We start from the raw sequence: 16,232 nt of genomic DNA, 5'->3' as shown, positions 1-16,232 counted from the left end.
TCGTGCTGTGAGCGATCTCGAGCGGGTGCGGCACTGGGCGAACGCCCTGCTCGCCCTGCACCTCGACCACACCTGGAGCTTCGACTTCGACCGGGCCACGCGCCGGGCGGGGCTGTGCGACTTCCAGCGCAAGCGCATCACGGTCTCGCGGTACCTCGCGCTGCGCTTCGACGACGACGCCATCCACCAGACGCTGCTGCACGAGGTCGCGCACGCGCTCGCCGGCCCCGGCACCGGGCACGGGCCCGAGTGGCGACGCATCGCCCGCGACCTCGGCTACGTCGGCGGGGTAACGCACGACGGCCCGATCGCCGACGACCGCGCACGCTGGCGCGGCTCGTGCCCGAGCGGGCACGAGTTCGTGCGGTTCCGCCGGCCCAGCCGCGAGGTGTCGTGCGGCCGATGCTCGCGCGCCTTCAGTCGGGCGGCGATCATCACGTGGCGCGACCTGAGCCCGCTCATGCCCGTGCTGACCCTGCGCGATCGGGCGAGTGCCTCGAGCTAGCGTGCTCCGACCTACTCGGAGACGCTGACCTCTTTCCAGAACGCCACGTAGTTGCTGAAGTCTTTGCCCACGCGCTCGATGCCGCTGGGGTACGGGGTGGGGTAGCTCCACGCGCGGTCGGGCAGCGCCTGGCCGTCGACGGTCACGGTGAAGTACTGGCACTCGCCCTTCCAGGGGCAGGTGTAGGGGGTCGGGCTCGTGGTGAGGAACCCGTCGACGATGCTCGACGGCGGGAAGTACCAGTTGCCCTCGATCTTGATGAGCTCGCTCTCGGGAGCCTCGGCGATGACGGTGCCGTTGACGTGAGCCTTCATGGGTCCTCCTGCGGTCGAATGGTGCCGGTCATCGGCACAACCTCAGGCTGGCAGGTCGAATTCCCGCAGCACGACGAGTTCGGTCGATTCCCAGCGCGCCCGCGCCGCGCTCACCGCCTCCGCTCCCGCGCTCGCGGCGAGCATCCGCCCGCCCACCGAGGCGCTCAGCATGTGGGCGACGGCGCCGCGCAGGCCCTGGTAGCCCGCCGCAGCGACGGCGGCCTCGGGGCTCGTGGCGTCGATGCCGACCGCGCCGAGCGCGTCGACGACAGCGCCGGCGAGCAGCAGGTCTTCGACGGGGATGCCCTCCGGCGCCTGCACGGGAGACCCGGCCGCGACGACCGCGACCATCGTGCGCTCGCCGCGCGCGGCCTGCAGCTCGAGCAGCCGCTGCGCGATCGCGGACGCCGCCCCGCAGCGCGCGTCGATGACCTCGAGGTGCGGAGGCAGCGCATCCGCCGGCACGGGCTCGGTGGCGATGCCGTCGCACCAGACGAGCAGGTGGGCGCTCGCGCCGATGCGGCGCGCGCCGTCGAGGCCGACGTCGAAGCGCACCTGGTATCGCTGCTGCTCGTCGGGAGGAGTGGAGTCGAGGAGCCCGGTCACAGGTCGATCGTATCCACGTGCCGCAGACTGGGCGCATGCGCGTGCGACTCGATCTGCTGCTCGACTGCCCGGCCGATGCGGCGTGGGAGGCGGTGCACTCCCCCGCGGTGTTCCAGGCCGTGTCGGGGCCGATCACGACGGCCGAGTCGCTCGAGCCCGGGGGGTTCCCCGAACGCTGGCCGGGCGGTGAGCACCGCGTGCGGCTGCGCATGCTCGGGCTGCTGCCGATGGGCACGCAGGTCATCCGGCTGCGCGACGAGACGCGCGCCGACGGCACGCGCATCGTGCATGACGAGGGCGGGCCGCTGAGCGGCGCGATGACCGTCGTCACGGGCTGGCACCACCAGATGGCGATCGCACCGAACCCGCTGAGCCCCGCGACCCGAACGCGGTTCCACGACACGCTCGACGTGCGCGCGGGGCTGCTGACGCCGTTCGCGTGGCTCGGGTTCGCGGTCTTCTGGCGGCTGCGCGGCCGGCAGATCCAGAAGCTCGCGCCCGGGTGGGCAGCGCAGTTCGGTGCGGGCAGCACGGCGGGCGGCGCGGGGTGAGCACCGCATCCGGAGCCCCGACCGACACCACCCCCGACCGCGCCGTGAGCGCTCTCGCCGTCGCCGATTGGCGGCGCCGCACGGCCGAGCTCTACGCCGAGCTGCGGGCCGCGACCGACCTCGTCGCCGCGCATGACCACTGGCGGCGCACGCGCGACGAGCTCTTCGCCCACCACCCCGCCTCACCGCTGCTGCCCGCTGACCGCGAGGCCTTCACGGGGCTGCGCGTCAAGCCCTACGACCCGGCGTGGCGGTTCGAGTGCGTGATTCAGGATGCTGAGCCTGCGCGCCTCGACGTCGAGACCGGCACCGACGGGGTCGTGCTGTTCGAGCGGCTCGGGCTCGTCGAGGTGCCCGGAGTTGGCTCGCTCGACGTCTGGCGGCTCGCGTCGTACGGAGGCGGGCTGTTCGTGCCCGTGCGCGATGCCCTCTCGCGCGTGCCCGGCGGCACCTACGGCGGAGGCCGCTACCTGCTCGACACCGTCAAGGGCGCCGACCTGGGCGCTGGCCGCGCCCCGTGGTCGATCGTGCTCGACCTCAACTTCGCCTACAACCCCTCGTGCGCCTACGACGAGGCGTGGGCGTGCCCGCTGGCTCCGCCCGGCAACGTCGTCGACGTGGAGATCCCGGTCGGCGAGCGATACGGCGACGGGCGCTTCCACGCGCTCTGAGGGGTTTCGTCAGGGCGACCTGCTACGGTTGAGGCATAGGCAGAACTGTTCTCAGCTCTCCTGCGTCGTAGAACGCTTCCTCATCCCGCCCCCCGCGCACCGACTCGCGCAGCCCGGCGGTTCGATACTTTCTCACGGCGAACGATGTCGGCCACTGCCGCCGTCGCCACTTCGATTCCTGTTCGCACGCCCGCATGGCGTGAGCTGAGCATCCTGACCAATCGGTCGGGGATGCGGGGGATCACCCTGCTCGAAAGGCACCACCATGACCACCCAGAACTCCACCTTCAGCGCCCTCGGCGTTCCGTACCCGCTCGTCGAGGTGCTGACCGCGCAGGGCAAGACCGAGGCCTTCCCGATTCAGGTCGACACCCTGCCCGACACCCTCGCCGGGCGCGACGTGCTCGGCCGCGGCAAGACCGGCTCGGGCAAGACCCTCGCCTTCTCGATTCCGATGATCGCTCGCCTCGGCACGCGCCTCGCCGGCGGATCACGCCGCAAGGGCGCCCCGCTCGGCATGGTGCTCGCGCCGACGCGCGAACTCGCCACGCAGATCAACGCCGTGCTCGAGCCGCTCGCCAAGGCCTACGGCCTGACGACGACCACCATCTTCGGCGGCGTCTCGCAGCACCGCCAGGTGCAGGCGCTCAACGCGGGCGTCGACATCATCGTCGCGTGCCCCGGCCGCCTCGAAGACCTCATGCAGCAGCGCTTCGTCTCGCTCGACGCCGTCGAGATCACCGTGCTCGACGAGGCCGACCACATGGCCGACCTCGGCTTCCTGCCCGGCGTCACGCGCATCATGAAGGCGACGCCGAACGATGGCCAGCGCCTGCTGTTCAGCGCGACCCTCGACAACGGGGTCGACAAGCTCGTGAAGCAGTTCTTGCACAACCCCGTCATGCACTCGGTCGACGAGGCCAACTCGCCCGTCGCCGACATGACGCACCACGTGTTCGAGCTCTCGGGCGCCGACGAGAAGAAGCGCATGATCACCGCGCTCGCCTCGGGCAGCGGCCGCCGCATCCTGTTCATGCGCACCAAGCACACCGCCAAGAAGCTCGCGAAGTCGCTCACCGAGCAGGGCATCCCCGCCGTCGACCTGCACGGCAACCTCTCGCAGCCCGCCCGCGACCGAAACCTCGCCGCATTCGGCGACGGCAGCGTGCGCGTGCTCGTGGCGACGGATGTCGCGGCGCGCGGCGTGCACGTCGACGACATCGAACTCGTCATCCACGTCGACCCGCCCATGGAGCACAAGGCCTACCTGCACCGCTCGGGCCGTACCGCTCGCGCGGGCGCCGCGGGCGACGTCGTCACCCTCGTGCTGCCCGAGCAGCGCCGCGACACGGCCGACCTGCTGCGCAAGGCGAGCATTCGCGTGCAGCCCCAGCAGGTCACGACCGAGTCGGCGGCCGTCACGCGGCTGATCGGCGAGGTCGCGCCCCGCGTGGCCGCGCACGAGCTGCCCGCCGTTCTCCAGCGTCAGCCCGAGGGAGGCGGACGCTCGCAAGGCGCCAACGCTCAGCGCAAGCGCGCGAACCGCGACGGTCAGGCCAGTGCCGGTCAGTCATCCCGTGGCGGTCGCAGTGGCGGACAGGGTCGCAGCCAGGGTGGCCAGCGCCGCTCGGGCACCTCGACCGGCACGGCCGCTCCCGCACGTACCGATGCTCCGGCGCGGTCGGCCGCACCCCGCGTCGACGCTCCCGCCGCCGCACCGCGCGCCCGCCAGGGTTCGCGTCGTGCGTCGTCGGCCGGTGGCGCGAGCGCCGGCGGCATCCGCGTCGGCCAGGTGGTTCGGTCGAACTCGACCGGCGGCCAACGCCGCGGTCGCTAGCACCGCGACAACGCATCTCAACCCCGGTCGGGCACTCGCCCTGGCCGGGGTTGTGCGTCTTCTCTGCCCCCTGCAGCGGTCGCCTACGCTGACCTGATGGATGCTCTCATTCGACCCGCCACGGCCACCGACGCTGCGGCGCTCGGCGCCGTGCACATGGCGTGCTGGCGCGAGGCCTATGCGCAGCACCTCAGCGCGGAGTTTCTCGCTCGCGCCACTCCCGAGTCGAGTGCTGCACGATGGGCGACCACGCTCGTGTCCGTCACACCCGACCACCGCGTGCTCGTGGCCGACACCGGCACCGAGTTCGTCGGCTTCGCCATGAGCGGCCCCGCCCGCGGCGAACAGGCACCACGAGAGCGCGAGCTCTACGCGATCTACGTGCGCGCGGCCGCTCACGGCACGGGCATCGCGCAAGCCCTGCTCGATGACGTGATCGGCGACGAGCCCGCCTTTCTCTGGGTGCTCGATCTCAACCCGCGGGCCACGGCTTTCTACCGGCGCAACGGCTTTGTCGACGACGGCGCCACCATGGTGCTCCCTGAGTTCGAGGGCAACCTCGAACGTCGCATGGTGCGCTGACGGTGTGAGTGCCGGCTCATCGCCGAGAAGCCCCGCACGCTGCCTGTGGCGCGTCGTGCGGGGCTGCTTGGTCGACTACGCCAACTCGCGGGGTGTCGCCCGCGACCAGCGAACAGCCGCCGACCCGAGCAAGCCTGATCCGATAAGCAGGATCAGGCCGGCCCAGAGAGCCAGCACGCTGACGGGGATGGCCGCAATCCCTGTGTTGGGCAACACGCTCCAGTCGCAGGGCGCCAACGCGCAGCGCAAGCGTGCCAACCGCGACGGGGATGCTACGCCCTCGCGCGGCGGACGCGGCCAGGGTCGCGGCCAGGGCGGCCAGCGACGCTCCGGCGCCTCGACCGGAAGCACCAGCGGTTCCGCGGCGGCTCCCGTGCGCAGCGCGGCTCCGGCCCGCACGGCCGCGCCCCGCACCGATGCCCCCGCCGCGGCTCCCCGCGCGCGCCAGGGCTCGCGCCGGGCATCGTCGGCCGGAGGCGCGAGCGCCGGCGGCATCCGCGTCGGCCAGGTCGTGCGGTCGAACTCGACCGGCGGCCAGCGCCGCGGGCGCTGACCCGCGCCGCGACCACACGCACGGCTCACGGGCCCCGGGAGAGCATCCGCTCTGCCGGGGCCCGGCCGTTTCCGCACCGCGTGCGGACCGCTGGCGCTAGACCGCCGAAGCCCGTCGACGCGCGATCGTCATCATCACGACTCCCCCGAAGATCAGGGCGGCGACGACCCAGAGCCAGAGCATGAGCTCGACGGCGCCGGTCAGCGCGAGCGTGGTGAGGAAGACGTTCGACAGCGTCGCGTCTGTCGCTCCGCCCTCGAGGGTGAGGTCACCGAGCTGCAGCACCCCGCCGAGCCAGACCAGTTGCGCGGTCGCCCCGCCGCTGTCAACCTCGGAGATGGTGCACACGGAGCTCGCCGGAAGGTTCTCGAACGACACGGTGACGCCCTCGGAGATCTCGGAGCGCACGCTCGTGGGCGCCTCGGGCTGGTCGGCGTCCGCCCCGTCGAGCGTGTCGTCACCGGGGGTGCCGTCGTCGGCCAGCCAGTCGCCCGGCAGCATCGGAACGAGCTCGCCGTCGCGCTCCCACATGCACGAGGTCTCGATGAGGAACACCGAGTCCTTCGCCTCGAAGGCGAACGGCCCGGTCACCTCCTTCGTGATCGAGAAGGCGGCGAGCAGGAATGTGTTCTGGATGCTGACCGCGTGATCCTCATCGGCCACGACCGTGAAGGTGCCGTCGGTCGTGTCGCTGCGCGTCGCCCCACCCGTGCGCGACTCGGTCACGGTGCATTCCGCGCCGGCGGGAATCTGGTCCCACGCGCCGCGGTAGCCGTTCTCGGCCGTGAGCTCGCGCGTCGCTCCACTGGGGATCTCGAGGTCGGTGACGACCTCGTCGATCTCGAGCGTGCAGGCGAGCGTGGCCTCGAACGATCCGCGCACGTAGAGCCCGGTGCCATCGCCCTCGAAGGTCTTCGCGACGCTGACACTGCCCACCTCGAAGGTGTTCGTGATGACGAAGCCGACGGGCTCGGCCGCGACGGTCACGACCTCGAGGTCGATCGCCGTGCTCGTGGCGCCGGCGCTGCGGGTCTCGACGACCGAGCACTCAGCATGCAGGGGCAGGTCGGTGTAGAGCGCCTCGAAGAGCGAGTCGGAGCTGAGCTCGCGCACGGCACCGCCCGGAATCTCGATCTGCTGATCGACGCCGTCGACGTCGCGCACGCAGGTGAGCTCGACCTCGAACGGCCCGTCGCCCCACGTCGCCGCACCCGCGCCATCGCGCACCTTCTCGACCCGCACCTCGCCGAGCGCGAAGGTGTTGGTCACGACGACCTCGATCGCCTCGTCGGCCACGAGCACGTCGGCCGTCGTGCCGGGCACCGGCTCACCGCCGTCGACCGTGATGGTCGTCGACGAGGCGCCGCCCGTCGCGCTCTCGGTGATGGTGCACAGGGCGCCGGTAGCGAGGTTGTCGATCGTGATGGGGTCGTCGCCCCGCGCGATCGTGAACGAGTCGGTGAAGACGGTGCGCTCTCCGCTGCGGTCGTCGAGCACACAGGCCACGTCGAGCTGGAAGGGAGCATCCGCCCACGCGTCGGCACCCGACCCGATGACCTGCTTCGACAGCTCGATCGAGCCGACGGAGTAGGTGTTCGTGATCGCGACCGAACTCGTGGTGCCGAGCACGACATCGGTCGTCGCGCCGTCGACGGAGTCGGGGTCGGAACCGTCGACGATGATCACGAGCTCGGTGCTCGCGGCATCCATCGCGTCCGTCTCGGTGACCGTGCACACGGCGCCGTTCGGCAGCCCCTCGATCGTCCAGGTGCCACCGTCGGCGAGGCTCGTGATCATCGGCGAGTCGGCGTCGTAGCCCGTGCCGAAGACGGCGTCGCCCTCGAAGAGGCAGTCCACGGCGACCGGGAACGGACCGTAGGCGATGGGCGTGCCGGCCTCATCGACCGCGTCGGTCTCGACCGACTTCGAGACGGTGAGCGATGCGAGCTCGAAGGTGTTCTCCACCTCGAGAGAGGGCTGCGGCTGGTCGTCGATCGCGTCGAACTGGTTCTCGGCGACATCGACGGTGAAGGTGCGGCCCGCGCTGACGTCCTCGGTCAGCACAGCGCCGTTCTCGTCGAGGATGCGGCTCGAGGTCGCCCCGGCCGGGTCCGTCTCGGTCAGCGTGCACTCGGCACCCGAGGGCAGCAGCGTGTAGCTGACGGTGCCTCCCGGAGTGATCGACCGCGTCGCTCCCCCGACGATGTCGACATCGATGCCGTCGCGCTCGCAGACGAGCGTCACCTCGAACGGCCCGTCACCGAATCCGGCGCCCGCGCCGACCGTCGACTTGGTCACCTCGAGCTCGCCCGTGAAGTAGTAGTTCTCGAGCGTGACGCGCCCCGGCTCGGCCGCGGTGATGACGATGTCGGCGCCGTCGATCACGGTGCCCTCATCGTCGACGATGCGGTGCGCGTCGGCGCCCGTGAACGCGAATCCGGGGTCACGCTCGAAGACGCTGCAGGTCGAGCCGTCGGCGAGGTTCTCGATCGTCACCACGCCATCGGCGGGCACGATCACGTCGCCATCGAAGGAGACGACACCGTCGGCGGTCTCGCAGTACAGCGCCGCCGTGAACGAGGCGGGGGCGAACTGGTCGACGCCGCCGCCGATCACGTCTTTGCTGATCGTGAAGCTCGAGACGCCGTAGCGGTTGGTGAACTGCGTCGTGTTGCGCGTGACCGGGCTCGTAGCGTCGGCGGCCAGAGAGGCGATCGACGCGGTCGTGCCGTCGATCGACGTGGCCGTGCCGTTGACGGTGCGCAGCACCGAGGTCGAGTCGGCATCCTGATCGTCGGTCTCCGTCACCGTGCACGCCCCGCCCGCGGGCAGGCCCGTGAGCGTGCGGGTCTCGTTGTGCCGCAGCGTGAAGGTCATGGGCGATGACGCGAAGCCGGTGGCGAGAACCGTCTCGCCCTGGAAAGTGCACGCGACCGAGAAGGCGAAGGGATCGGCCGGGTAGACCGGGGCGCCCTCAGCATCGACTGCGGCCGTCTGCACCGTCTTGCCGACCGTGATCGAGGCGAGGTCGAACCGGTTGGTCACGGTGCGCGAGACGGTCGAGCCGCCCACGATCGTCACGTTCGTCGGGTTGGTGACCTGCGTGGCGCCGGCGTTCACGGTCTCGGTGATGGCGCACGACGAACCCGCGGGCAGGTTGTCGATCGTGCGCGACAGCACGGTCGCGGCGCTGAACGTCAGCAGGCCGTAGTAGACCGAGTTCGCCGGGGCACCGGCAGTGACGGGCGAGGCCGCCGCCGCCGTGCGCGTGCAACTGACGCGCACCGTGAAGGTTCCGTCGCCGTACTCGGCGGCTCCTGCCCCGGTGATGGCCTTGGAGACGGTGAGCGACCCGACGGCGATCGAGTTGGTGAAGTCAACCGCGTTGGTGGGGGCGCCCAGTTCGGTGTCGGGCGCCAGCACGATGCCCGACGCGGCGGCGCCGCTCGTCGACGTGCCCGCGACCCCGCCGACCGTGACGACCTTCGTGACCGTCGCACTGCGTGTCTGCGTCTCGGTGACGGTGCAGACCGCACCGGCCGGCAGGTCGGTGTAGGTGCGCGACCCGCCGTTGTTGAGGGTGAACGTCGAGGGCGTCACGGTGAGCGCCACCGGCCCGGAGCCGGTGTCGTACGTGCAGGCGATGCTGAATGAGAAGCTCGACTGCATGACGGGGTTGCCGGCCTCGTTCACTGCGCCGTTCATGTTCACGGTCTTCGTGATCGTGAGCGATGCCTCGTCGTAGGTGTTGGTGACGGTGCTCTGCTCGATCGGCGGGCGCTCGGTGAACGCGGGCACAGGATCGACGACGGTCGCAGGGCTCGACCCGAGGGCACGCGCGACGACCTGCTGACGCGAGAACGTGGTCTCGGTCGCGCCCGTCGTGCCGACCTCGCTGACGTCGCACACCGCGTAGAGGGGAATGCCCAGGATGCGCGTCGCCGCCGCATCGCCGGTGAGCGTGAACGGCGAGCGGTTGGCACCCGCGCTGTTCAGCAGCTGGATCGGCTCGGGATCGTGCTCGGTTCCGGCACCGTCGATATCGACCGTGCAAGCCAGCGCGATGCGGAACGTGCTGGGCGCGAACGACTCGGCCGCGCCGTCGACAACCTTGGCGAGATCGACCGCGCCGGTGGCGAGAGCGATGCCGACCTTGCGCGGCTCGGTGACGAAACGGTAGGGCAGGTCATTGATGCCGTCGAAGCCGCGCGCAGCCCCGGCGATCGAGTTGTAGGCGATCGAGTCGCGCGCGAGGTTGGCATCGGTCTCACGCAACGCGGGCTCGAGCGCCGTGCGCGTGCGGTACGCGACCGAGACGGTTCCTCCGGGGACGAGGCCCACCTCTGCCCCGCTTCCGCCGTTCTCGAAGTCGATCACAAACTTGAGCGCGACGACGCTCTCGAGCAGCGCGGTCGAGGGGTCGGCGGGCATGACCTGCCAGCCCGTGGCGGGATTCGCCCGGTCGGGCAACCCGCCCGGAGCGGCACTGCCGATGCAGGGTTGGTACGACTCGACCATGGGAGGCACCGAATCGGCATCCATGCCGAGTTGGTTCTGGATGTCCGCTCCGTTGCACGCGGGCGTCGCCATGTCGAGACGGTCGGTGTAGTAGATCGTCAAGGCTTGCTCGGGGTAGCCGATGAGCCGCGGCCGTTCGAGAAGGATGGGCGTCCACCGCGAGCTGCGCGCATCGTTGATGATGACGCCGCGGTCGTTCGGTCTGGGTAGCACGTCGATCGACGCGATCTGATGCACCCGCACGTTGCCGGCATTGAAGAAGTAGCCGACCCACTCCTCCGTGCCGCCCGGGCGGGTGATGGGCACGCAGGGGTAGCGGTAGTACAGCTCGCCGTCGACAGCCAACGTGGGGGCCGAGCAATCGGCCGGGTTGGCGGGCACCGTCTTGATGACGCCCATGTCGTCGTAGGGATCGCCCGGAGTCTCCTCGAGAGGCAGCCCATCATCACCCAGCGGGCCGGCGTCGACACCCTTGACACCCTTGATGATGGTCATCGGGGCGCTCGGCAGCGCCCAGACGCGCGCGGTCGCGCTGCACGATTCGACGTTCTCGATCATCGGCAGCAGCACGGCATCCGCGGCACCGGTGCACTCGTCGAACGGCTGGTCGCTCGTGACCGTCGCGGTGTTGCGCACGACATTGAGGTCGAGCTCGCCGTTGCCGGCCTCGAAGAACTGCCGGAACTGCAGGGGCGCGCTGATGGTCATCGACCAGTCGTGCTCGAGCACGAACGCCGGGTCGATCGTGATCGTGAGGGGCTGCCCGCTCGACTCGGCCGTGCCGAGGGTCGCCGTGAAGCTCGGCGCCGCGACCGGCTGGTTCGCCTCGTCGAGCACCTCGATCGCGATGACGTCCTCGGGCAGGTACGACAGGCCCGTCTCGGGGTCGGTGCCGAGCACGAGCTGCGGGCCGAGCGGGGGGTCGTCGACGGGGATGAGGTCGACGATCTCGAGCCCCGTGAGCTGCTTGTCGAGACCGGTGCCGCGGTTGGTCACCTCGATCTCGTACGGAATCGGGGCGCCGAGCGTGAGCGGGCCCGACGGGGTCTTGACGATCTGCACCTTGGCCGGGCGGTGGGCGAAGCGAATCTGCTTGGTGTCATCGGCGGTGGCCGGAGGCCACGCGAGTGAACCGGCCGCGGTCTCCGCCCACGCCGTGACGGTGAGTGTGTTCGTGAACACTCCGATCTCGCCCTCGCCCGGCGCGGGCTCGGTGAAGACGTAGAGCGTCGAGGGCACGGGCTCGCCGACGGGGGCGACGAGCTCGTCGCGCCGGGTCGCGGTGAAGCGCAGCGTCTGCGCGGGGTTGAACGGGCGCTCCCACGTGGCGCCGTCGGCGCGGGTGTATTGGGCGCGGATACCGCGGATGTCGGCCGTCGTCGCCCCCGAGGGAAGGGTCGGCAGCGCGAGCGAGCTGGCGAAGGCACCGTTGACCCAGCAGGCGTCGAGGTTTGTGCTGCCGCCGCACTCGACGCTGATGGTGCCCGTGACGCCGTCGATGACGTAGTCGACGCCGACGAGCACGTCGAGCTTGACGCGGTTGATCGGCGTCGCCAACGAGTTCGACCCGAAGGCGGTGAAGTTGTAGGCGTTCCAGAAGGTCGGGCTGATGTCTTCGAACAGCATGTCGGTCGAGCGCACGGTGCCCGAGGGCTGGCCCGTGAGCGTGATCGTCGCGACGCGCGAGTTGCCCTCGATCTGGGTCGCGGGCGTGTCGGGAGTCGCGGTGGTGTCGGCGACGATGCCCTTGGTGGCCGTCACCCCGTAGGTGAAGTCGACGACCGAGACCGACGCCGACGCCTGCGCCGTGATGGTGTTGACGGTCGCGCCGTCCGGCGGGATGGTCACGCCGCCGGGGTCGACGATGCGCGCCTCGGCGGTGTTGTCGATGACCGCGCTGCTCACCGAGTCGACGATCGTGCCCGGAGCGCTGCGCAGCGTGGCGCGCAGCTGGGTGTCGAGCACGATGCGCGTCTCTGCCTGCACCGCGATGCGGCCGGTGTGAACGACCTCGATGCCGATGACGTCGACGAGCTGCGCCGTCGTGAGCGCGAGCGCCGCGGCGATCGAGTACGACGTCGTGCCGCTCGAGGTGGTCAGCAGCACCTCGCTCGCGGTCGCGCCCGAGGGCGTCGTGATCGTGACGATGTCGTACAGGTTGACGGCGTCGAAGGGGTCGGTCAAAGCCACCGGGTCGGCCACGGAGAGCTCGTCGACGCGCGCGACCGACTCGTTGCTCGCGACCACCGTCATCCGGGCCCGCGGGTACAGCGCCTGCGGTGTGCCGGGCGGCGGGGTTCCGAGCGGTCCGTCGACCCACGTCTTCGAGATCTCGACGGTGATGGGCGTGTCGAGGATGAGGATGTCGTCAGCCGCCGTGCGCGACAGGAGCACAGCATCCGTCGCGTCGCGCCCGTCGAATCGCGCCGTGTTGCGCACCTGACCGACCTGACCGGGGATGTTGTACTCCGCCAAGCGCGTCGCACCGAGCACCGCGACCGAGGGGTTGGAGCGCCGCACGTCACGCACCTCGAAGACGAGCCGCAGGTCGCGGCTCAGCGCCATCGAGGGGGCGACGCCCGAGCCGACGGGAGGCGCCGTCGGGTTGCTGCCGATGCGCGCGGCGCGCGTCGGGCTCTCCTCGACGATCAGGCGCACGCCGGTCGCGGCGGCCCGCTCGGTCGGGGTCAGGGTGTAGCCGGGGAAGGTGCCGTCGCAGGCGCTGCCCGCGCACGGGTTGCCGTTCGCCGCCGTCCAGCCGGAACCGGGCAGGTAGAGCTCCACGCCGACGACGCGATCGTAGGTCAGCAGCGGGTCCATCGCCGACGAGATCGCCGGGATGCGCACCAGATCGAACGCGTCGAAGACGGTGCTGGCGACGGGCGTGGTCGCGGGGTCGCTCGCCGAGTCGGAGATGACGACGGAGTCGAAGGAGGCGCCGCCCGTGCCCCACGAGATCTCGGTGGTCGCCTGGTCGGCCGACCGCGCGTTGACGGCCTCGGTGCCGGTACTCGTCACCGGCAGCCACCGCTTGCTGATGGCCGCGACATTGCCCGTTCCGTCGCCGCCCTCGGTCGCCGTGGGCAGCAGGCGCACGGTCTCGACGGTGTCGTCGGTGGCCTCGGTCGGGTCGGCCGTCGGGTTCGAGACGCGGCTCTGCGCGGCGTTGTCGATGTCGATCGGCACCAGTCGGGTCGACGAGGCGGCCTCACCCGTGCCATCGCGCAGCTGATCGCGCAGCGTCACCCGGAGGTTGGGCTGCACGCTGAACCCCGGGTTGAGCAGGGTGCCGAGCGTGTCGTAGGCGGCGTGCCGGTAGGTGAAGCGGACGCCCTGGATGACCTCGCGCAGCGCGGGGTCGATCGTCGTCGACAAGAACGAGGGCCCGGCGATGTCGGTCGCCCCGGGCAGGGGCAGCCAGGCAGAGCCGTCGAAGTACTCGACACTCAGCAGCGTGCTGCCCGGCACAGCGGTGGCGACGATGGCGGTGAGGTCGAACCACTCGAAGAAGTCGTCGGTCGCGCTGTCGAGCGGGTCGGTGATGACGAGCGCGGTCGAGCCCACCGTCGAGGCCGTCGGGTCGACCGCGGCGGTCGGCAGGGGCGTCACGCGCGCGGGCAGCGAGATGAGGGTCGACGCGCCGGCGATCGAGTAGAGCTCGTCGGGAAGCGCGGTCTTGGTGATCTCGGTGTTGACGCGGGCCGTGCGACGGGTGAGGTCGTCGGTCGCGACGGCAGACGCGGTCTCGTCTGCGAGCGTCACGACATCGACGCGCACCTCGTTGACGGTCGTCTCATCGCTGACCACCGGGTCGCTCATGGCCAGGAACGGCAGCACGGCGTACTGACCCGGTGCCATGCCCTGCGGCAGCGTGCTGAGGAACCGCACACGGATATCGGTGACCTCCGCCGTGCCGACGGGCGCGGGCAGCGTGTCGGCCGTGGTCGTCGTGAGCGGAGCGCTGAAGTCGAGGTCGCCGGCGTAGCGGTAGCTCACCTCGGCGCTGGTCGCCCCGACGGGCCACTCGATGTCGGCCGTCACCCAGCTGCTGAAGCTCAGCCCCTGGTCGGCGAGCGAGGTCGTGCCCGGCGAGGGCTCGGTGAGGGTGAGCTCTTTCAGCCCGAAATCGCCGCCGTTCGAGCCGCCGAGCGTCACGAGCACCTGCTCGCCGCCGATCACCGAGGTCGTGCCGAACTGCTTGGTCGCGAGGGGGCGGATGCTCGGCGGCCCGATCACGATCGAATCGCTGGCCTGCACGGGCGGGGTCGTCGCGGCGGCCAGGCTCACCCACGATGACGCCGTGTTGACGACCGTCGTCGGCTCGGTGACGAGGGCGGCCGACGCCGAGAGCGCGGCATCCACGGTGATGGCGGCTGCGGCGCCGACGGCGATGCGCCCGCCGGTCGAGTTCGTGAAGGTGAACCGGAGAGCCTGGATGTCTGCCGGAGCGACCCCGCTCGGCAGGGCCGCCGTGGCCGAGGCCGTGCCGGTGGTCCACACCGCGCCGTCGTACCAGTCGACGCGGATGCGGTTGGCGCCCGTGGGGAAGGTGACGCCGCTCAGGCCGGTGACCTGGAGCGTATCGAGCACGGTCGAGGCGAGGTCGGCCGGCTCCTGGATGACGAGCGCGTCGACCGAGCCGTTGCTCGAGTTCGTGGCGCCGAGCGTCATCGCGACGGGCGTGCCCTGCACGGCGGTCGCCGACTCGGGCGTGATGGTCTTCGTGACCTGCGAGGCGAGGGTGAGGTCGACGGCGAGGCGCACCTCGGCGCTCGACTCGACCGAACTCGGCCGAGGGGGGTCGAGGGTGAGGTCTTCGCGGTTCGAGACGGTCACGGTCGCCGTGTTGGGCAGGATGACCCCGTCGAAGTCGGCCGAGAGGTCGGCGGGCACGGTCGCGGTCGCGTTGAGCTGGATGCCCGTGCCGGCCTGCAGGCCCACGAGCCCGCCGCCGAGCTCGTCGACCACGCGCACCGAGAAGGTGTTGCCCGTGATGTCGACCTCGATCGGGGGGATCGACTGGGCCGTCGTCACGGTCTGCAGCTCGAGCGGCTCGGGCACGACGTCGTCGAGCGTGAGGTCGAGGCAGTCGGTCTCGAGCGACGAGCAGTTGATCGTGAACTGGTAGGTCACGGTGCCGCCGGGGGCGACCGGCGCGAGCGCGGCCGGCGGGATCGCGTCTTTCTCGAACTGCACGAGCACGGGCTCGTCGGGGTCGCCCTCGGCAGCGACGGCCGGCTGGAAGGCCACGAAGGGGGCGAACAGGGTCACGAGAGCGACGACGGCGACGCTCGGCATGATGCGGCGCGAGCGGCGGTGTGCGGTGATGAAGGCCATGATGCGAGTTCCCCCCGGGTTGCCACCCGGCCGGGATGACGGGGGTACCCCGTTCGGGTGACATGAAAAACGTTCGCTCTAGTACGAACGGGTTTCACACTACCCGCGGTGACCCCTGCGTCGTCGTACCCCGGCAGGGGGTCATTTCTGTCCCCGTGGCGGGGGTCCGCCCCGGGGCCGGCCACCCCCCCCCCCCCCCCGCCCCGCGCCCCCACCCGCGCGCCGCGCCCGCCCTCGAGCTCGTCGGCCACGCGCTGCGAGGCGGCCTCGTCCGGCGTCATCCAGGTCAGCTCGAGGGCATCCTGCCGCGGTTCGCACGTGCCCGTCACCGGCACGACGTACGCGAGGGCGACGGCGTGCTGCCGATCGTCGCTGAAGCGCGTCGGGCTCGGGAAGGGGAAGTACTCGGCGACCGAGAACGGCGTCGGCGACGCCGGCAGCTGCGGGAAGGCCATCGGCCCGAGATCCTTCTCGAGGTGCCGGAACAGCGCCTCGCGCAGCGTCTCACCGTGCATCACCCGCCCGCTCACGAGCGTGCGGGTGATGCTGCCCGCCGGGTTCACGCGCAGCAGCACGCCGACCTCGGTCACCGTGCCCATACCGTCGACGCGCACCGGAACCGCCTCGACGTAGACGAGCGGCAGACGCTGCCGGATCTGCTCGAGCTCCTCGTCGGAGAGCCAGCCCGGGTTGGGGTCGGGAGTGCGCACGGTGGCCATGCTCCATTGTGTCCCGTGCGGCGGCCTCGCGGGCGCACC

At 71.0% G+C, this 16,232-nt stretch carries 9 protein-coding genes and 1 pseudogene; 6 read left to right on the top strand and 4 right to left on the bottom strand.

Annotation, left to right across the window (positions count from 1 at the left end; all coding sequences use genetic code 11):
* Positions 1–7: 7 nt before the first annotated feature.
* Entirely contained in the window at positions 8–505 is a 498-nt protein-coding gene (locus ACTIE9_RS06105; protein WP_439564688.1) for a SprT-like domain-containing protein, read from the top strand.
* 11 nt (positions 506–516) lie between these two features.
* Here ACTIE9_RS06105 and ACTIE9_RS06100 read toward each other — a convergent pair whose 3' ends face one another.
* Both ACTIE9_RS06100 and ACTIE9_RS06095 read right to left on the bottom strand, forming a co-directional pair.
* Positions 517–819, bottom strand: coding sequence for a DUF427 domain-containing protein (locus ACTIE9_RS06100; RefSeq protein ID WP_439564687.1), 303 nt, complete (start codon positions 817–819; stop codon positions 517–519).
* Positions 820–861: 42 nt separating this feature from the next.
* Entirely contained in the window at positions 862–1,425 is a 564-nt protein-coding gene (locus ACTIE9_RS06095; RefSeq protein WP_439564686.1) for a 2-phosphosulfolactate phosphatase, read from the bottom strand.
* Positions 1,426–1,460: 35 nt separating this feature from the next.
* On the opposite strand from ACTIE9_RS06095, the gene ACTIE9_RS06090 reads away from it, so the two are divergent.
* From ACTIE9_RS06090 to ACTIE9_RS06070, 5 genes are all read left to right on the top strand, one after another.
* Complete coding sequence (locus tag ACTIE9_RS06090; protein ID WP_439564685.1) at positions 1,461–1,976, top strand: hypothetical protein; 516 nt, start codon at positions 1,461–1,463, stop codon at positions 1,974–1,976.
* The gene (locus ACTIE9_RS06085) at positions 1,973–2,647 is read left to right on the top strand and encodes a DUF1684 domain-containing protein (protein WP_439564684.1); all 675 of its coding nucleotides are present in this window, start codon (positions 1,973–1,975) and stop codon (positions 2,645–2,647) included. The genes ACTIE9_RS06090 and ACTIE9_RS06085 overlap by 4 nt, the downstream gene beginning before the upstream one ends.
* A 265-nt stretch (positions 2,648–2,912) precedes the next feature.
* Complete coding sequence (locus tag ACTIE9_RS06080) at positions 2,913–4,484, top strand: DEAD/DEAH box helicase (RefSeq protein WP_439564683.1); 1,572 nt, start codon at positions 2,913–2,915, stop codon at positions 4,482–4,484.
* A gap of 96 nt (positions 4,485–4,580) precedes the next feature.
* Entirely contained in the window at positions 4,581–5,066 is a 486-nt protein-coding gene (locus ACTIE9_RS06075) for a GNAT family N-acetyltransferase (protein ID WP_439564682.1), read from the top strand.
* A 187-nt stretch (positions 5,067–5,253) separates the two neighbouring features.
* Positions 5,254–5,619, top strand: a complete 366-nt coding sequence (locus ACTIE9_RS06070) for a hypothetical protein (protein ID WP_439564681.1) — start codon at positions 5,254–5,256, stop codon at positions 5,617–5,619.
* A 96-nt stretch (positions 5,620–5,715) separates the two neighbouring features.
* Here ACTIE9_RS06070 and ACTIE9_RS06065 read toward each other — a convergent pair whose 3' ends face one another.
* The gene (locus tag ACTIE9_RS06065; RefSeq protein ID WP_439564680.1) at positions 5,716–15,474 is read right to left on the bottom strand and encodes a DUF5979 domain-containing protein; all 9,759 of its coding nucleotides are present in this window, start codon (positions 15,472–15,474) and stop codon (positions 5,716–5,718) included.
* A 206-nt stretch (positions 15,475–15,680) separates the two neighbouring features.
* Positions 15,681–16,193: pseudogene (locus ACTIE9_RS06060) on the bottom strand (NUDIX hydrolase family protein); the annotation flags it as partial.
* Positions 16,194–16,232 lie beyond the last annotated feature (39 nt).

Source organism: Microcella sp. (genome assembly GCF_051860105.1).
In the GTDB taxonomy this organism is placed as follows: domain Bacteria; phylum Actinomycetota; class Actinomycetes; order Actinomycetales; family Microbacteriaceae; genus Microcella.
The sequence above is the reverse complement of the archived record's forward strand: the minus strand, read 5'-3'. Positions and strand labels throughout refer to the sequence as shown.